The sequence below is a fragment of the Streptomyces montanus genome, from assembly GCF_005786655.1.
GTDB classification, from domain to species: Bacteria; Actinomycetota; Actinomycetes; order Streptomycetales; family Streptomycetaceae; genus Streptomyces; species Streptomyces sporangiiformans.
In genome coordinates this window covers 13,074-31,376 of the sequence record NZ_VBZC01000085.1, presented here as the reverse complement: position 1 = coordinate 31,376, position 18,303 = coordinate 13,074, and the positions used below count along the sequence as shown (strand labels likewise).

At 72.0% G+C, this 18,303-nt stretch carries 11 protein-coding genes; 5 read left to right on the top strand and 6 right to left on the bottom strand.

Annotated features, from left to right (window positions below; translation table 11 throughout):
* The first annotated feature begins 320 nt into the window (after nt 1-320).
* The 5 genes from FE633_RS42690 (at nt 321) to FE633_RS42670 (ending at nt 7,207) form a co-directional block, all read left to right on the top strand.
* Nucleotides 321-614 carry a DUF503 domain-containing protein gene (locus FE633_RS42690; RefSeq protein ID WP_138050554.1) on the top strand — a complete coding sequence of 98 codons (294 nt, stop codon included), beginning with the start codon at nt 321-323 and terminating at the stop codon, nt 612-614.
* A 57-nt stretch (nt 615-671) separates the two neighbouring features.
* Nucleotides 672-1,127: a 30S ribosome-binding factor RbfA gene (gene rbfA / locus FE633_RS42685; protein ID WP_138050553.1), complete on the top strand. Its 456-nt coding sequence runs from the start codon at nt 672-674 to the stop codon at nt 1,125-1,127.
* Nucleotides 1,124-2,029 (top strand): tRNA pseudouridine(55) synthase TruB, encoded by a 906-nt coding sequence (truB, locus tag FE633_RS42680; RefSeq protein ID WP_138050552.1) that lies wholly within the window; start codon nt 1,124-1,126, stop codon nt 2,027-2,029. Before rbfA ends, truB begins: the two co-directional genes overlap by 4 nt.
* Before the next feature lie 325 nt (nt 2,030-2,354).
* A complete protein-coding gene (locus tag FE633_RS47955; protein ID WP_425473313.1) occupies nt 2,355-6,101 on the top strand; it encodes a trypsin-like peptidase domain-containing protein in 3,747 nt (1,248 codons plus the stop codon).
* Nucleotides 6,102-6,253: 152 nt separating this feature from the next.
* On the top strand, nt 6,254-7,207 hold the full coding sequence (locus tag FE633_RS42670) for a bifunctional riboflavin kinase/FAD synthetase (RefSeq protein ID WP_138050551.1): 954 nt from the start codon (nt 6,254-6,256) through the stop codon (nt 7,205-7,207).
* A gap of 72 nt (nt 7,208-7,279) precedes the next feature.
* Here FE633_RS42670 and FE633_RS42665 read toward each other — a convergent pair whose 3' ends face one another.
* From FE633_RS42665 to FE633_RS48970, 6 genes are all read right to left on the bottom strand, one after another.
* Complete coding sequence (locus FE633_RS42665) at nt 7,280-8,392, bottom strand: ABC transporter ATP-binding protein (protein ID WP_246114088.1); 1,113 nt, start codon at nt 8,390-8,392, stop codon at nt 7,280-7,282.
* Entirely contained in the window at nt 8,389-9,462 is a 1,074-nt protein-coding gene (locus tag FE633_RS42660; RefSeq protein WP_138050550.1) for an ABC transporter ATP-binding protein, read from the bottom strand. Before FE633_RS42660 ends, FE633_RS42665 begins: the two co-directional genes overlap by 4 nt.
* On the bottom strand, nt 9,459-10,382 hold the full coding sequence (locus FE633_RS42655) for an ABC transporter permease (protein WP_138050549.1): 924 nt from the start codon (nt 10,380-10,382) through the stop codon (nt 9,459-9,461). Before FE633_RS42655 ends, FE633_RS42660 begins: the two co-directional genes overlap by 4 nt.
* Nucleotides 10,383-10,429: 47 nt before the next feature.
* Complete coding sequence (locus FE633_RS42650) at nt 10,430-11,497, bottom strand: ABC transporter permease (RefSeq protein WP_138050548.1); 1,068 nt, start codon at nt 11,495-11,497, stop codon at nt 10,430-10,432.
* Between the two features lie 15 nt (nt 11,498-11,512).
* Nucleotides 11,513-13,384 (bottom strand): ABC transporter substrate-binding protein, encoded by a 1,872-nt coding sequence (locus tag FE633_RS42645; RefSeq protein ID WP_138050547.1) that lies wholly within the window; start codon nt 13,382-13,384, stop codon nt 11,513-11,515.
* Nucleotides 13,385-13,756: 372 nt separating this feature from the next.
* Complete coding sequence (locus FE633_RS48970; RefSeq protein ID WP_425473312.1) at nt 13,757-18,136, bottom strand: SCO5717 family growth-regulating ATPase; 4,380 nt, start codon at nt 18,134-18,136, stop codon at nt 13,757-13,759.
* Nucleotides 18,137-18,303: the final 167 nt, after the last annotated feature.

Genomic DNA, 18,303 nt, shown 5'->3' with positions numbered 1-18,303 from the left:
GCAACCCCCGGGCGGGGCCCCCCCGACCGGGGTTTTCGCCCCCGCCGCCCCTACCCGTCCCATCCCTTGGGGCTGCGCCCCCAGACCCCCGCTATCGGCCTGAACGGCCTCGTCCTCAAACGCCGGACGGGCTGAAGGTCAGCCTCTCCGGCGTTTGAGGAGCGGGGTCTGGGGCGGAGCCCCAGAAGGATGGGACGGGTAGGGGCGGCGGGGGCGAAACTCCCTCGAGCGGCCGCGGCCCTTCGTTGTACCGTTCTTGATGTTCCCGCCAAGAGCTTGGCGGGCCATCTACCCCGTACCGGCGGGACATCCGGACACACATGTACGTGGGGACTCTGTCCTTCGATCTCCTGCTCGGCGACGTACGGTCGCTCAAGGAGAAGCGTTCCGTCGTCCGCCCGATCGTGGCCGAGCTCCAGCGCAAGTACGCGGTGAGCGTGGCGGAAGTCGGCGATCAGGACCTCTATCGGCGGGCCGAGATCGGCCTGGCGGTGGTCTCGGGGGACACGGGGCATCTGACGGACGTACTGGACCGGTGCGAGCGCATGGTCGCCGGCCGGCCGGAAGTGGAGCTGCTGTCCGTACGACGGCGGCTGCACGGCGACGACGACTGACCGTGCACGACTATGGGCTGTGCACGCGGAACAGGCAAGGAAGAGGGAGACGGACCAGTGGCCGACAACGCGCGGGCGAAGAGGCTGGCGGACCTCATCCGAGAGGTGGTGGCCCAGAAGCTGCAGCGCGGGATCAAGGACCCGCGGCTCGGTTCGCACGTCACCATCACGGACACCCGGGTCACCGGGGATCTGCGGGAGGCGACCGTCTTCTACACGGTGTACGGGGACGACGAGGAGCGGGCTGCGGCCGCAGCCGGCCTGGAGAGCGCCAAGGGCGTGCTCCGCTCGGCGGTCGGCGCGGCGGCGGGCGTGAAGTTCACCCCGACCCTGAGCTTCGTGGCGGACGCCCTGCCGGACACCGCCAAGACCATCGAGGACCTGCTCGACAAGGCACGGGCCTCGGACGCGAAGGTGCGCGAGGTCTCGGCCGGCGCCAACTTCGCCGGTGACGCCGACCCGTACAAGAAGCCGGGCGATGAGGACGAGACGGACGGCGACGCCGCGGAATGACGCAGAAGAACCGGACGCCCGACGGACTTGTCATCGTCGACAAGCCGTCGGGCTTCACTTCGCACGACGTGGTCGCGAAGATGCGCGGGATCGCGAAGACCCGCCGCGTCGGACACGCGGGCACCCTCGACCCCATGGCGACGGGCGTGCTCGTCCTCGGCGTCGAGAAGGCGACCAAGCTGCTCGGCCACCTCGCACTGACCGAGAAGGAGTACCTCGGCACGATCCGGCTCGGCCAGACGACCCTGACCGATGACGCCGAGGGCGAGATCACGGAGTCGGCGGACGCCTCGGGGATCACCCGGGACGCCATCGACGCCGGGATCACCAAGCTCACCGGCGACATCATGCAGGTGCCGTCCAAGGTCAGCGCCATCAAGATCAACGGTGTGCGCTCGTACAAACGGGCCCGCGACGGCGAGGACTTCGAGATCCCGGCGCGCCCGGTGACGATCTCCTCGTTCTCCGTGTACGACGTCCGGGGCACCGTCGCCGAGGACGGTACGCCCGTCCTGGACCTGGTCGTCTCGGTGGTCTGCTCGTCGGGGACGTACATCCGCGCGCTGGCCCGTGACCTCGGCGCCGACCTGGGAGTCGGCGGCCATCTGACGGCGCTGCGCCGCACCCGCGTCGGCCCCTACAAGCTCGACTCCGCGCGCACGCTCGACCAGCTCCAGGAGGAGCTGACCGTGATGCCCCTGGCGGAGGCGGCCGCGGCCGCGTTCCCGCGCTGGGACGTGGACGCGCACCGGGCGCGGCTGCTGACGAACGGTGTCCGGCTGGAGATGCCCGAGGAGTACGCGGGCGTCGGCGCCGTCGGGGTGTTCGGTCCCGAGGGCCGGTTCCTTGCCCTGGTGGAGGAGCGCAAAGGCAAGGCCAAGAGTCTGGCCGTGTTCGGCTGAGGCCCTGCCGCGCCGGGCATGATGTCGCCGGGTATGAGGTCACCGGGCATGAGGTCGTCGAACTCTCCGGTGGTGCACGGCTGTTGGGGCTGTCGGCTTCGTCGTGGAGCGGCGTTCACGGAGAATCCTGTGTACGCCGCTCCACGGTCCCCCCTCCCTAGGTGTCTATCCATCCGCCGAGGTCGATTCACCCGTCCGGGCAGGCGCGCGGAGTGAACCGGGGGAGTAGAAGGGGGCTCGTTCGTCCGGCGATCTTTCGGCTCGACTTTCCCCGTGCCTACCGTCGAAAAGCACGAGGCGGTGCGGACGGCAGAGAGGGTCGAGCATGGCGGGACGAGGTCCCCGGGCCGGGGGCCGTGGGGCGTCGGACGCCACCCGGGACGCATGGGACGCGTGCCTGGTCCGGATCTGCGATCTGGCCGGGCGGCCGCGCGGTATGGGGTTCGTCGCCGACCACCAGGGCACGGTGGTCACCAGTCACGAGACGGTCGACGGACTCGCCCGCCTCGTTCTGCACGCCGCCGGGGGCCACACCTGCATGGTGGCGGCCGACGCGGTCACGCCGCTTCCGGACCTGGACCTCGCCCTCGTCCACACCGAAGGCCTCGGCCTCGGCGTAGAACCGCTTCCCGTCACCGCTCGGGACTGCGTCGAGGTCGGCACGTACGTTCGTATCGCGGCGGGCGGCTGGCGCGAGGCCCGGGTGCTCGGCTCGTCCCCCGTGACGTACACGGCGACCGACCGCTTCCATCTTCTCGACGCCGCCGTGGAGTTGGCGATCGGCACGGCAGGCAGCGACGCGCTCCGCCTGGGCGGCGGGGCGGCCGGAGGGCCGGTGCTCGACCCCGCCACCGGCACGGTGATCGCGGTCCTGGGCACCGCGCTCCAGTCCGACCACCGGGTGGCGGGCTTCGCGGTGCCGTTGCGGACCGACGTGCGTACCAACGTGCGGACCGACACCGACGGTCCGCTGGCGGAGCTGCTGGCCCGCAACGCGGCGACGGTGCCCGCGTACGGGGCCGATCTCAATCTGGCGGGGGTCCTGGAGCTGACAGCCACCTCGGTGGGACCGGACGGCCCCCGGAAGGCGGCGGGCCCGGGCGAACGGGCGCACCCCGTCGAAGGGGCGGAGCTTGTCGAACGGGCCCATCTGGTGAGCGAGTTGGCGTCCTTCACCGCTGACCCGGATGCCGCCGTGCTCGGACTCGTCGGCGCCCCCGGCAGCGGCCGTACGACGGAACTCGCGGCCCTCGCCGCCCGGCGCGACCGGGCTTGTGAACCGGCCCCCACGCTGTGGCTGCGCGGCGCCGACCTCCGGGGTGCCGACACGTCGGTGGCCGACGCGGCGAGGAGGGCACTGGAGCGGGCGGGGCGGGTCGTGGCGGCTTCGGGGGAGCCGGGGGAGCGGGGGGAGCCGGCCGGGGAGGGGGCGGCGAAGCGCTGTGCCGGGACCGGCGGCGCGCTCGACGGCATCGGCGAGGGCGGCGAGCTCGGCGACATCAGCCCGGAGCGGCTCGCCCTCCTGGCACGGGACGCGGGGCGGCCCCTGCTCCTGCTGCTCGACGCTCCCGAGGAGATGCCGCCGGACCTCGCCCACCGCCTGCCCGAATGGACCTCCGCAACCGCCGACTGGCTGCGCCGGACCGGGGCGCGGCTCGTCATCGCGTGCCGGCCGGAGTACTGGGAGCAGGCGGGGGCGGAGTTCCCGCCCGGGCTGCTGTACGGGACGGATGAGCCCACGGGCGGCGGTGGGCGGCTGCCGGCCTGTGTGTGGGTCGGTGATCTGGAGGAGGACGAGGCGGAGCGGGCACGGGAGCGGTACGGGATTCCCGAAGGCTTGCTGGAAGAGGCCGACGCACGGCATCCGTTGGTGTTGCGGTTGGCCTCGGAGGTGGTTCGGGCCGCGCCGACGGAGACTCCGGTGGGGCGGCTCGGACGGGACGACGTGTTCGCCGCGTACCTGGATCTGATGTGCCTGCGCGTGGCCGAGCGGCTCGCCGCCGTCAACGGAATGCGGGGCAGGGCCGTACGGCGGCTCGCGGCCCGGGTTTCCGGTCAGGTGCACGAGGCCGCGCGGCGCTGTCTGGGGTCCGGGCAGGGGGAGTTGGCCCGGGTGGCGTTCGAATCCGTCTTTCCCTGGAGGAGCGGGCCGGAGCGGCGGCCGGGCGGTTGCAGAGGCTGGGCGTCGGCCGTGCTCGCCGAGGGCCTCCTCGTTCCGGCGGGCAACGGCTACCGCTTCGCCCACGAAGAGCTCGCCGACTGGATCCAGGGCATGCACCTGGACCTGGACACGGCACTCGACGCCCTGGTCCACCCTCGGGGCGAGCTCCCGGAGCAGGACGACGTACCCCTCCCGTCCTGGGCCGAGACCTCCGTGACACCCTCGCCCGCGCCTCCGCCCCTCCCTGTTCCCCGGCACCGTGTCGGCCCCGTACTCCAAGCCCTGCTCCTGCTGCCCCGACCGGCGCCGCGCCCAGAGCTGGGCCATGCCCGACTCGCCGCCAGGCTCCAGGAGCTGGTCCAGGCCCTGGACGAGCTCCGACCGGCTCAGACCGCAGCCTCGACCTCCGCCTCGGTCTCGGTCTCGGCCCCGGCCTCGGTCTCGGACTTGGCCTCGGCCCCGGGCCCGGCCTGGTGGGCCGCCCGGCTCCTTCATGACGTGCTCCTCCAGGTGCCCGACGCGAGTCCGTACGTCGGAGTGCTGCGGCACCTCGCCGGGCGGATCGTGACCTGGCGGAAGCAAGGACGGGGCGTACCGGGGGAGTTCGGGCCACAGTTCTGGACCGCGCTGCCCCTGCCGGAGGCGACGCGGTTCGACCTGCTGAGGCGGCTCGTCGGGGCGGACGTGGCCCCGCCGGGCTCCGGGCCCCGTTACCTGGACGCGGTCTCCGACCTCCTCGCCGCCGATCCCACCGCGGTGCAGCCCCACCTCACCCACTGGTTCGACGACGACCGCCCGCTCCCCGCGACCCCCGACGCCACCGTCGCCGCGGCGGCCCAGGCTCTTCTGCACACCCATCGGCACCAGGCCCTGGACGACCTCGCCGAGGCGCTGGCCGACAGCGCCCACCCCCGCGGGGACGAGCTCCTCGCCGTACTGGCCGAGGAGGAGCCCTCCGCCGTGTGCAGGGCGGTCGACCGCTGGGCGCACGACGAGCGGCCCGCGCGGCGGGCGGTGGCTCTGACGTACGGGCTGAGGGCGGCGCCGCACGTACGCACCGAGGCCGAGCGCGATCTGCTGCGCTACACCGCGCTGGCCCTGCTCGCCCGTCCCGCCGACCGCACGCTGCACGGCGGGGCCCTCGCGCTCCTCGTACAAGATCCGCGGACTCGGGTCCGTTACCTGATGCGGGCCTTGGAGCGCTTCGCGGCGGGCGACCCGTGGGTGCCCGCGAGCGCGCTGGTCGACGCGCTGGACACGCATCCAGGACCCGTGCTCTCCGCGTTCCGCGACCGCCTGCGGGAGCCGGACGCGGGCGACGCGCTGCGCACCCTCGCCGAGATCACGACGCCCGCCCTGGCACGCCGCGTGGCCGCCCTCGTGCGCGATGCCGTGGAAGCGCACCCGGAGGCCGCTCAGCACGTGGCGGCGTACGTCGACCGTCGGCTGGAGGACGGGCCCGCCGCCCGGGCCGTGCTGCACCGGCTCGTGACCGGTCTCCTCGACGGGCGGTCGCCGCAGGCGCGGGCCGCGCTCGCCGAGGTGCTCGCGGCGCCCGGGACGCCGGCCTCCCGGCCCCTGCGCCGCGAGTTCCTGGACCTGCTGCTGACGCGCGAGCACGATCCCGTCGTCCTCGACGCGCTCGTCCGTGCCGCCGCGGACGGTGCGGCCCGCAGCGACGAGGAGCACACCCGCGCCCTGGTGCACCGTGCGGGCTTTCTCCTCGTCCGCACTCCGGACGGCGCCGCCCGCTTCGACCGCGCGCTGGTCGACCTCGGCCGCCGCATCCCCGGCTTCGCGACGCTCGTCGCCCGCTGGCTCACCGGCGAGCCCGAGGACTGGTCCACCGTGGTCGGCCCCAGCACCCGCCGCATGATCGAGAACCTGGCGGGCACCCGGGTCCCGGCCTGACCGAGCCGTCCACCTCCGGGCCCCACGTGCGCCCCGTCACAGCCCCCATGCCGATGCGGGCCGAGCGCACGCGGCATGGCACCCTTGGACCTGCGTATGAGGCAATCGGTACACGGACAATACGGACTCGGGTTCGACGAGGAGCGGTCACAGTGCAGCGCTGGCGTGGCTTGGAGGACATCCCCCAGGACTGGGGGCGCAGCGTCGTCACCATCGGCTCGTACGACGGCGTCCACCGTGGGCACCAGCTGATCATCCGGCATGCCGTGGAGCGGGCGCGCGAGCTGGGCGTGCCGTCCGTCGTCGTCACCTTCGACCCGCACCCCAGCGAGGTCGTGCGCCCCGGCAGCCATCCGCCGCTGCTGGCCCCGCACCACCGTCGCGCCGAACTGATGGCGGACCTCGGTGTCGACGCCGTGCTCATCCTGCCGTTCACCACCGAGTTCTCGAAGCTCTCGCCCGCCGAGTTCGTCGTCAAGGTCCTGGTCGACAAGCTGCACGCCAAGGCCGTCGTCGAGGGCCCGAACTTCCGCTTCGGCCACAAGGCCGCCGGAAACGTGGCGTTCCTGGCCGAGCAGGGGAAGACGTACGACTTCGAGGTCGAGGTCGTCGACCTGTATGTGACCGGCGCGGCCGGAGGCGGCGAACCCTTCTCCTCCACCATGACCCGGCGGCTCGTCGCCGAGGGTGACGTGGAGGGCGCGCGCGAGATCCTGGGCCGCCCGCACCGCGTCGAGGGCGTCGTCGTCCGCGGCGCCCAGCGCGGCCGCGAGCTGGGCTTCCCGACCGCCAACGTCGAGACCCTCCCGCACACCGCGATCCCCGCCGACGGCGTCTACGCCGGCTGGCTGCACGCGCAGGGCGAGGCCATGCCCGCCGCGATCTCCATCGGCACGAACCCGCAGTTCGACGGCACCGAGCGCACGGTGGAGGCGTACGCCATCGACCGAGTGGGCCTGGACCTGTACGGCCTGCATGTCGCGGTCGACTTCCTGGCGTTCGTCCGCGGCCAGGCCAAGTTCGACTCGATCGAGGCGCTGCTGGAGACCATGGCGCAGGACGTGAAGCGCTGCCGGGAGCTCGTCGAGGCGTACGAGGGGGAGTAGGCGCTCGCTCGCGTCCGGACGGCGCGGGCCGTCTGGACGGCGCAGGCAGCTTCTTACGTCCGGACGGCTCGCTTACGTCCGTACAGCCCGCGCCCAGTGGCATGCCACCTGGGCCCGGCCGCCTCCGTCCAGGAGCGGCAGATCCTCTCCGCGGCACGCGTCCGCGACCCCCGCGCGTTCGGCCTCCCCGCTCGCGAGGATCTGGCAGCGGGCGTGGAATCGGCAGCCGGAGGGGATGCGGGACGGGTCCGGGGGTTCGCCGGTGAGCACGACCGGATCGCCCGGCGCCTCGGGCAGAACCGACAACAAGGCCCGGGTGTACGGGTGTTGCGGCGCCGTCAGCACCCGCTCCACCTCTCCCGTTTCCACGATCCGGCCCAGGTACATCACCGCGACCCGGTCGGCGATGTTCCAGGCGAGGCCCAGATCGTGCGTCACCACCAGTGCGGACAGGCCGAGTTCGGCGCGCAGGCGCAGCAGGAGGGCCAGGATCTCGCCGCGTACGGAGGCGTCGAGGGAGGCCACCGGCTCGTCCGCGACGATGAGTTCGGGTTCCAGGACGAGCGCGCCCGCGATGACCACGCGCTGGCGCTGACCGCCGGAGAGTTCGTGCGGATAGCGGAGGAAGAACCGCTCCGGTGGACGAAGCCCGGCGCGCGAGAGGGCCTGCGCGACCGCCTCCTGCTCGTCGCCCCCGTATCCGTGGATGCGCAGGCCCTCCGCCACCGCGTCGTACACCGTGTGCCGGGGGTTGAGGGAGCCGCTCGGGTCCTGCAGGACCAGCTGGACGCGCTTGCGGTACGCCTTGAGGGCTCGCGAGGAGTAGCCGAGGGGCTTGCCCCCGAACGTGACACGGCCCGCGGTCGGCGGGACGAGCCCGAGCAGCGAGCGCGCCAGCGTCGTCTTGCCGCAGCCCGACTCGCCGACCAGCGCGACGATTTCACCGGGCCGGATGTCGAGGTCGACACCGTCGACGGCCCGTGCCGGGTCCGCGCCGTGCCGGCCGGGGAACGTGACGTGCAGACCTTCGGCACTGAGGAGAGGCGCGTCGGAGGACTCAGGAGACTCGGTGGAGTCGGGAGACTCGGTGGAGTTGGGCGAGTCGGAAGACTCAGGGGTTTCTGAGGACCTGGGAGATTCGGAGGGCTTTGGGGATTCGGACGGCGTGGCAGGGGTGCTCTTCATGGGCTGCTGCTCCTCGCCTCTCCGACGGCTTTCCCCTCGGTGGCCGCGCCTGCCGGGTCCGGTGTCCCGGCGGCCACGTGGACGCACGCCGCCCAGTGCCCCCGCCCCGCCTCGCGCAGCGGCTGGTCCTCCGTGGCGCAGGACGGCAGTGCCGCCGGGCACCGGGGATGGAAGGTGCACCCGGAGGGGAGGCCGGACGGATCCGGTGGGTCGCCCGGCAGCCCGCGGGGCGCGAAGCGCGAGGCGGTGTCGCCGATGCGGGGGAACGCGGCCGACAGTGCCTGGCCGTAGGGGTGCCGGGCGTTCTCGTACACCTGCTGGGCCGGGCCTTCCTCGACGACCCGGCCCGCGTACATCACCGCGAGCCGGTCGCAGGTGTCCGCCAGGACCGCGAGGTCGTGGCTGATCATGACGAGGCCCAGGTCCTGTTCGGCGACGAGCTGTTCGATGAGACGGAGGATCTGTGCCTGGATCATCACGTCGAGGGCCGTGGTCGGCTCGTCGGCGATGACGAGGCGCGGGTCGCAGGCCAGCGCCATGGCGATCATGACGCGCTGCCGCTGACCGCCCGACAGCTCGTGCGGGTACGCGGACGCGCGCGCCGCCGGAAGACCGACGTGCTCCAGGAGTTCGCCGGCCTTCTTGCGGGCGCCGGCGGGTGTCGCCTTCCTGTGCAGCAGGATCGGCTCGGCGATCTGGTCGCCGACGCGGTGCACGGCGTTGAGCGAGTGCATGGCGCCCTGGAAGACGATCGACGCGCCGGCCCACCGAACCGCCCGTACCCGGCCCCACTTCATCGTCAGGACGTCCTCGCCGTCCAGGAGGATCTCCCCGGACACCCGGGTCCGGGACGGCAGGAGCCGCAGCAGCGCGAGCGCCAGCGTGGACTTGCCGCAGCCGGACTCGCCCGCGAGGCCGAGCTTCTGGCCCGCGTCCACGGTGAGGTTCACCCCGCGTACGGCGGCGGCGCCGCCGGCGTACGTCACCTCGAGGTCCCGTACCTCGAGGAGGCGCCGCGTCGGTGTCGTCGGCGGGGGTGGTGGGGCCGGCGGGGTCTGCGTATCGGTCATCGGGTCACCCCCAGCTTGGGGTTGAGGACGGACTCGACCGCACGCCCGCACAGCGTGAACGCGAGGGCGACGACAGCGATCGCGATGCCCGGCGGCACGAGGTACCACCACTTGCCGGAACTGACCGCGCCGGCCTCGCGCGCGTCCTGGAGCAGCCCGCCCCAGGACACCACCGTCGGATCGCCGAGGCCGAGGAACGCGAGCGTCGCCTCGGCGAGGATGGCGGAGGAGATGATCAGTGTCGTCTGGGCCAGCACCAGCGGCATGACGTTGGGAAGGACGTGGCGGGACATGATGTGCCAGTGGCCGCCGCCGAGCGCCTTGGCCCGTTCGATGTACGGCCGCGACTCCACCGCCAGTGTCTGCGCACGCACCAAGCGGGCCGTGGTCGGCCAGGTCGTGACGCCGATCGCCAGGATGATCGTGCCGAGCGAGCGTGACATCACGGTCGCCAGCGCGATCGCGAGCACCAGCGTCGGCATGACCAGGAACCAGTCCGTGATCCGCATCATCACGGTCGCGTACCAGCCCCGGAAGTGCCCGGCGGTGATCCCGATGAGCGCGCCGATCGCCACCGACAGCACGGCCGCGAGCAGCCCGACGAGCAGCGAGACCCGCGAACCCCACACGACCAGGCCGAGCAGACTGCGCCCGAACTGGTCGGTGCCCAGCGGGAATTCGGCGCTCGGGCTCTCCAGCGGTCTGCCCGGCGCGTTCGTCACGCTCTGCGCGTCGGAGCCGACGGTCAGCGGCGCGGTGAGCGCGATCAGCCCGAAGAGCGCGAGCGCGGCCAGGCCGAAGAGGCCGGCGCGGTGGGTGCGGTACTGCTTCCAGAAGCGGGCGGCGGAGCGGCGGCGGCGCTGCCGGGCGAGAGCCCGCGGGCTCGTCTTCGTGCCCCGGGCGGTCGTCTCGGTCGCCATCGGCCCACCGTTCGTCATCGGCCCGTTGGTCGTCGGTCCGCCGGTCGTCATCGGCCCACCCGGGGGTCGAGCAGCGGGTAGATCAGATCGGCCAGCGTGTTCATCACGATCACCGCCGCCGCGAAGACGAAGAACAGTCCCTGTACCAGCGGGAGATCCGGCACGCTCAACGCCTGGTAGAAGAGACCGCCGAGGCCCGGCCAGGAGAAGACGGTCTCGACGAGGATCACGCCCGCGACGGTCCGCCCGAGGTTGATGAAGATCAGTGTCACGGTCGGCAGCATCGCGTTCGGAACGGCATGGCGGCGGCGTACGAGATCGTCCCGCAGCCCTTTGGCACGCGCGGTCGTCAGATAGTCGCTGCCCATCTCGTCGAGCAGCGCGGACCGCGTGACGAGCAGGGTCTGCCCGTACTCCACCGCGACCAGCGTGATCACCGGCAGCATCAGATGATGGGCGACGTCGAGGACGTACGCGAAGCCCTCCTCATCGCCCGACTCCATGCCGCCGGTCGGGAAAAGACCGGGGATCGGGCCCATGCCCACCGAGAAGACGATGATGAGCAGCAGCCCCAGCCAGAACGACGGAATCGAGTAGAGCGTCAGCGCCAGACCGGTGTTGAGCCGGTCCCCCGGCCCGCCGCTGCGCCACGCGGACCGCGTGCCGATGACGATGCCGAGTGCCGTGTAGAGGACGAACGCCGTGCCGGTCAGCAGCAGCGTGTTCGGCAGCGCCTCGGTGATCTTGTCGATGACGGGCGCCCGGAACTGGTACGACGTGCCGAGATCGCCGGTGAGCGCTTTGCCGCAGTAGTCCGTGAACTGCTGCCACAGCGGCAGGTCCAGACCGAACTCCCGCCGGTACGAGGCGAGTTGCTCGGCCGACACCTGGCGGCCGCCCGTCATGAACTTCACCGGGTCGCCGGGGATCAGCCGGAAGAGGAAGAAACTGGTGACGAGGACGGCGAGCAGTGAGACGGCCGCGCCGCCCAGCTTGCCCGCCACATACCGCAGATACGCGGTGGTGGTGCGCGCCCGTGGCCCGCGGACCGACGGCCCGGCCTCGGCCGGCCCGTCGGTCTTCTCGACCAGCGAGGGTGTCGCTTCAGTGGTCATCAACGCTCACTCGGGCTATTCGCGGTCTTCGGCCGTCGCGCGGCGACGCATCATGAAGAACACCCCGGCGGCCGCCAGGACGACGACACCCGCGACGATGCCGATGACGACGCCCGTGGAGCTCGACTCGTCGTCGGAGGCCTCGTCGGCAGCGGCCGGAGTCGCCGACCACCAGCTCCAGTAACCGTCCTGGCCGTAGATGTTCCCCGCGGCCTCCGGCATCGTCGTGATCGACTTGATCTGGTCGGTGCGATACGCCTCCACCGCGTTCGGGTATGCCATGACGTTCATGTACCCGGTGTCGTACAGCCGCGACTCCAGCTGCTTGACCAGATCCGCCCGCTTGGCGGGGTCGTACTCGGCGAGCTGCTGGTTGTAGAGGTCGTCGTACTTCTTGTCGCAGATGAAGTTGTCGGTCGCGCCGGTGTCCTTGGGGGTGGCGGGCAGGGCCGCGCAGGTGTGGATGGAGAGGACGAAGTCCGGGTCGGGGTTGACGGACCAGCCGTCGAAGGCGAGGTCGTACTCTCCCGCGAGCCATGGATCGGTCACGTTGTCGAGGCAGTCGAGGGTGACGCCGATGCCGAGCGCTCCCCACCACTCCTCGAGATACTTGCCGACCGCCTTGTCCTGCGGGTCGGTCGCGTGGCAGAGGACCCGGTAGTTGATCGGTTTGCCGTCCTTGCCGACGCGCTTGCCGTCACCGTTCTTCTTGTAGCCCGCCTGGTCGAGGAGCTCGGCGGCCTTCTCCGGGGCGTACGACAGCTTCTGACTGCCCGTCGGCTCCCAGGCGTACGTCGAGAAACGCGGCGGAATGTAGCCCTCGCCCTCGACCGCGTGGCCCTGGAAGATCTTGTCGATGATGGTCTTGCGGTCCACGGCCATGAACAGGGCTTGGCGGACCTTCTGGTTGAGCAGCGACTCGTGTCCGTCGCCGAACTTGTCGCCGTTCTTGGCCCGTGCGCCCGGGTTGGTCGCCAATGCGTAGAAGCGGCGGCCGGGGGCGTCGTTGACCTTGATGTTCTTGTCGCCCTTGAGAGACGCGGCCTGGGCCGGCGTCAGGGCGGGCTGGCCGGCGACGAAGGAGACCTCGCCCTTGCGCAGGGCGGCGACGGCGGCGTCCTGGTCCTTGTAGTACCGGAAGACCAGCTCGTCGAACTTCGGAGCACCGCGCCAGAAGGATTTGTTGGACTTCAGCCGTACGAAGCTGTCGGCCTTGTAGCCGGTGACGATGAACGGACCGTTGCCGACGATGGGGAAGGTCTTGTCGTTGTTGAACTTCGAGAAGTCGTCGACGTTCTGCCACACGTGCTTCGGCACGATCGGTACGTCCAGCGCGGCCATCGTGGCCTGCGGCTTCTTCAGCTCGATGACCAGCTTGGTCGGGCTGGGGGCCGTGACCTTCCTGAAGTTCGCGACGAAGCTGCCGTTCGCCGTGGCCGCGCCCTCGTCGGTCATCATCTTGTTGAACGTCCAGGCCGCGTCCTCGGCGGTGGCCCCCTTGCCGTCGGACCACTTGGAGTTGGAGCGGATCGTGTAGGTCCAGGTGAGCTTGTCGGCGGACGGCTCCCACTTGGTGGCCAGACCCGGGATCGCGTGGTTGTCCTTCGGGTCGTAGTTGGTCAGGTACTCGTACATGAGCCGGTGGATGCTCGTACTGACCAGACGCGTCGCCAGGAACGGGCTCAGCGAGTCGACGCTCTGCGCCACCGCGACGGTGAGGACCTTCTTGCCTCCCTCGGCCCGCGCCTGCTGGGGCGCCGGGTTGAGCGGAGTGGCGAGCCCGGCCGTGAGGGTGAGCGCGGCGGCGCCGGCCGCTGCGAGGAGACGTAAGGGAGTGCGGGCCGCCCGGCGCGGGTGCCCTCGGCCGTCCAGGTCTTGTGTGTCCATGGGTCGCTGACCTCGCGTCATCACTCGCACGGAGATGGACTGTTGAACTACTTGATCGGTTGGCCCCGGCTGGGTTGATGTGTGTGTCTACCAGCGGTGGTCTGCGTGCGTCAACGGCAGATACACCCCGTGTGGCCTGCGGAAATAACAAATTGACGCGGATTCTTACGCCCATTGGTCCATACCGGTGAAGGGTGCCTGGTAGTGCCGTGGTGGCTGGAATGGGAGCTGGTGCGCGGGCCTGTGCAGGCGGCGGTGGGTGGGGTGTCCGTACGGGCGTATACGAAGGGCCCGCGCCGCTGGTGAGCGGGCGGGCCCTTCGGGGGGAACGGGTGAATGGGGGGAACGGGTGGTGGGATACGGCCGGTTGGGTTACTGCTGGGGTGGGGGCGGCGGGGTCTGGCCCTGATTCGGGCCCTGGTTCTGGCCCTGGCTTTGGTCGCCCTGGTGCGGTGGCTGGTAAGGCTGACCGGGCTGGAACGGCTGGCCCGGGGCGGGGGAGTTGGGCTGGAAGGGCTGGCCCGGCGCGGGAGGCTGGAACGGCGCACCCGGTTGGGGGTGCGCGGGAGAGGGCTGCCCTGGCTGCGGCTGGGCTGCTTGTCCCGCCTGGGGTGCGGCGGCCTGGTTCGGCAGGCCCGGCTGAGGAGGTGTGGGTCCGCCCGGCTGGGGCTGCCAGCCCTGGGGAGCGCCGGGGTGGCCCGGGTGGCCGGGCTGCCCCGCCTGCGCGGGCGGTTGCGGGTAGCCGCCGGGCTGAGGCTGGGCGCCGGGGTGTGGCTGGGCGCCGGGGTGCTGCGGGTACGGCTGACCCGGCTGTGGGTACGCCTGGCCGGGCTGGCCCTGCTGGGGGGCCTGGCCCGGGATGGACTGGCCCGGCAGCGGCGGGGCGGCGACCGGCGGCGGGTTGCCGTCCGACGTCCACAGTCCCTGCGACTGCTGGTGCCGCGCGATGTCCTCGGCGACCATCGCCGAGAGGTTGAAGTACGCCTCGCGCACCTTCGGCCGCATCATGTCGAGATTGACCTCGGCACCGGCCGCCAGATGCTCGTCGAACGGTACGACGATCACGCCGCGGCAGCGGGTCTCGAAGTGGCTGACGATGTCGTCCACCTTGATCATCTTGCCGGTCTCGCGCACTCCGGAGATGACGGTGATGGATCGCGACACCAGGTCCGCGTACCCGTGCGCCGAGAGCCAGTCGAGGGTCGTCGACGCGCTGCTCGCACCGTCCACGGACGGCGTCGAGATGATGATGAGCTGGTCGGCGAGGTCGAGCACACCGCGCATCGCGCTGTAGAGCAGGCCCGTACCCGAGTCGGTCAGGATGATCGGATACTGCTTGCCGAGCACGTCGATGGCGCGCCGGTAGTCCTCGTCGTTGAACGTCGTCGAAACCGCGGGGTCGACGTCGTTGGCGATGATCTCGAGCCCCGACGGCGCCTGCGAGGTGAACCGCCGGATGTCCATGTACGAGTTGAGGTACGGGATCGCCTGTACGAGGTCACGGATGGTGGCCCCGGTCTCGCGGCGCACGCGGCGCCCGAGCGTACCGGCGTCCGGGTTGGCGTCGATCGCGAGGATCTTGTCCTGCCGCTCGCTGGCGAGCGTGGACCCGAGCGCGGTGGTCGTGGTCGTCTTGCCCACGCCGCCCTTGAGACTGATGACCGCGATCCGGTAGCAGGACAGCACCGGCGTCCGGATGAGCTCGAGCTTCCGCTGCCGCTCGGCCTCCTCCTTCTTGCCGCCGATCTTGAACCGGGACGACGCGGCCGCGGTCCGCCCGCTCTTCGTCTTCTGCCTCTTGTTGTTGAGCAGCCGGTCCGACGACAGCTCCACGGCCGCCGTGTATCCGAGCGGCGCCCCGGGATTCGTCGGCTGCCGCTGATCGTGCTGCACGGGCTGCGGCCAGGCGGCGCCGGTGCGGGGGTCGACGGGGGGCTGGCCCGGCTGGCCCGCGGGCGGCTGCTGTCCTTGCGGGTTCGGTACGCCGGGCTGGGGCTGGGGCTGGGGCTGGTGCTGGTGCTGGTCCGCGCCGGCCTGAGGGTGCTGCTGCGGCGGCCCGGGCTGCTGCCCGTGCGGCGGATACGGCTGCCCCGGCTGGGGCTGCGCCTGGGTCTGGGCCTGCGGCTGCGCCTGGGCCTGCGGCTGCGCCTGGGCCTGCGGCTGGGCTTGGGCCTGCGGCTGAGAAGCCGCCTGCGGCGCCGGTGCCGGAGGCTGCTGCTGACTGCCGGGCTGCCCCTGCCCCCCTTGCTGCGCCGGGGCGGGCGGCTGCGGGAACCCATAACCCCCCTGCTGAGCATGCGGGTTGGGTGCCACGGGCCCGGGCGGCGGGAATCCGTAACCGGCGGGCTGTCCGGGTGTGCCGGGCGTACCCGGAGCCGGAGTCCCCGGCGGGGGGAAGCCATAACCGGCGGGCTGTCCAGGCGTGTTGGCGGCGCCTTGGTCCGGAGTCCGCGGATGGGGGAAGCCGTAACCGGCTTGCTGATCGGGCGTCTGTGGGGAGGCGGGGTTGGCGGTGGGGGCCGTGCCCGGCTGGGGGAAGCCGTAGCCCGCGGGCTGTCCAGGCGTGCCGGCTGCCTCACCCTGAGCGGGAGCCGTCGGCTGCAGGAACCCGTAACCGGCAGCCTGAGCAGGGACGTTCGGCGACCCCGGTGCGGGGTTGCCCGGCCGGGGGAAGCCGTAGCCGCCCTGAGCCGCGGGCGGCGCGGAGGCGGGGCCGTCCTGCGGAGCGGTCGGCGCGGAGCCGGAAGTGCCGGACTGCGGGAATCCGTAACCACCTTGCGGGGCCGGAGCCGGGGTCGGAGGTGCCTGAGGCGCGGTCGGACTTCCGGGCTGTGGGAAGCCGGGGCCGCCGCTCTGGGGTGCAGCCGGTGCCGTACCCGGGGCCTCGGCTTGCGAGGGTCCGGTGCCGCCCTGCGGCCTCGGTGCCGTACCAGGAGGAGTTCCGAAGTGCGGGAAGCCGTAACCGCCGGGCTGCCCAGGAGCCGAGCCGGCCCCGGGACCACCGGCTGCGGGGCCACCGGCTGCGGGGCCCGAAGGTGCGTCAGCGACCGGAGCGGGCGCCGAGGCATCCGCACCCGGACCGGACACCGGGGCATCGGCGGGACCCGCGGGCGTCGTCCCCGGAGTGGCAGGCCAAGCCGACGGCGCAGGCTGCGGTGCCTGAGGCTGGAACGGCTGCTGCCCCTGCGGCGGCACAGGAGGCGGCATCGGCGACTGTGCCGGAGCCCCTGCCTGTCCGCCCTTGCCTTCGCTGTCGCTGTCGCTCTCGCGCTCGGCCTGGCTCTCCGCGGAGGCCGGCCACTGCGCCGCCGCCGCGGGTGCGGCGGGCTGATAGGTGGGCGGCAACGGCGGGAGCCCTCCCTGCGGCACCGGCGGCGGCATCCACGCGGGGGGAGTGTCCTGCACGGCGTCGGCGGCACCCGAGCCACGCCCAGGGACTACGTCCTCGGGCTCCGCGTCCCGAGGCTCACCCGGGCCCGGGTGAGCGTCCTCCGGCTCGGCATCCCGAGGCGGAGCGTCCTCGGGCTCCCCGTCCTGAGGTTCGGCGTCCTGCGGCTCCGCGTCCAGGGCCTCCGAGGCACCGGAGGGCACGGCATCGCCGACCTCGTCGCCCGCGCCCTCGTCCTCCTGAACGGAACCGTCGGCCTCGACATCAACCCGGTGGAGTTGGAACACATCCGCGGACTGCTCCGCCACATCGCCCTCGTCCTCCGCCTCAGCGGAAACCTCGGCCGCGCCCTCTGAGGTCGCGTCCTCGTCGTGCGAGGCCGTCACCTCGTCGCGCTCCTCAGCCTCTCCGCGCAAGCGATCGACGCTGTCGGCGCCGTCCACGCCGTCCAGACCGGCGGCGTCAGCGGCGTCCGACCGACGCCCGAACGTCAACTCGACGACATCCGCGCCCGGACCGCTGTCGAGGCCATCCTCGACCTCCTCGGAGACGGCCGAGCCGGCCCCCTCCTCAAACTCGGCGATCGCCTCGGAACCGGCGACGGAATCGCTGGACTCGGCGCTCTCATCGGCCGCCGGCACGTCAAGCGACTCGTCAACCGCCGCATCGTCCGCACCGTCCGCGCCATCGGTGCGATCCGTGCTCTCCGTGCTCTCCGCCTCCGCGGCCCGCTCCTGGATCTCCCGCTTCAGAGCGGCAGAGGAGATCCGCATGGTGGCGCCGCTCTCAAGATCCCCGTGCCCCGCGCTCTCGTCCACGTCAGGGGTCCCGACGGGAGTCCCGACGGGAGCTTGAGGAGCTTCGGCCACGGGCTCCGGAGCCTGAGCCGGAGGCGCAGGCTGAGACCACTGAGCCTGAAAACCGCCCCCCACAGGAAAGTTGGGCAGGGCGGTCGGACCACCGGCGTCCGCGGCCGGCGCATCCGGCGTACGCCACCCGGGCTCGAACCCGCTGCCCACAGGCAACTTGGGCACAGCGACCGGACTGCCGGCAGGCGGCGAAGGCACACCTTCGTCGCCCCCAGAAGCCGGAGCCGCCGAACTCGCCGCCGAGCTCGGCCCTTCAGCCGATGGAGCGGACGGCGCCGACGAACCCGAGGAATCCCGCTCCGAAGGGCCCGAACCCTCCGAACCATCCGAACCATCCGAACTGTCGGAACCATCCGACGCGTTCTGCGTATACCAGGCAGGCGGGGCGTAGTCGATGGTGAACTCGCCCGTCGTTTCGACGGCGGACTCCGCGTCGGACTGGTCATCGCCGGGTGTGGCCCAGCCCCCGCGGATCCCGTCCCGATCGCTGTTCACAATTCCTCCTGGTGTGGTCGAGCACCCTCGTGCCGTGCTGGGGCGACCGTTCTTGTCGTCCGAGGCCGTCTGATCCGCCCGGCTCTCCCCCTGTGACGCGGCCGACCCGTCCACGGGTTCTGCTGCCGCGCCCTACCCAGCCTAATCACCACAACAACCCCCACGGC

Excerpts from the sequence above, each read along its gene's own strand:
- FE633_RS42645 (WP_138050547.1), bottom strand. The coding sequence starts at position 13,384 with ATGGACACACAAGACCTGGACGGCCGAGGGCACCCGCGCCGGGCGGCC.
- FE633_RS47955 (WP_425473313.1), top strand. The coding sequence starts at position 2,355 with ATGGCGGGACGAGGTCCCCGGGCCGGGGGCCGTGGGGCGTCGGACGCC.
- FE633_RS42655 (WP_138050549.1), bottom strand. The coding sequence starts at position 10,382 with ATGGCGACCGAGACGACCGCCCGGGGCACGAAGACGAGCCCGCGGGCT.
- FE633_RS42650 (WP_138050548.1), bottom strand. The coding sequence starts at position 11,497 with ATGACCACTGAAGCGACACCCTCGCTGGTCGAGAAGACCGACGGGCCG.
- FE633_RS42660 (WP_138050550.1), bottom strand. The coding sequence starts at position 9,462 with ATGACCGATACGCAGACCCCGCCGGCCCCACCACCCCCGCCGACGACA.
- truB (WP_138050552.1), top strand. The coding sequence starts at position 1,124 with ATGACGCAGAAGAACCGGACGCCCGACGGACTTGTCATCGTCGACAAG.
- FE633_RS42665 (WP_246114088.1), bottom strand. The coding sequence starts at position 8,392 with ATGAAGAGCACCCCTGCCACGCCGTCCGAATCCCCAAAGCCCTCCGAA.
- FE633_RS42690 (WP_138050554.1), top strand. The coding sequence starts at position 321 with ATGTACGTGGGGACTCTGTCCTTCGATCTCCTGCTCGGCGACGTACGG.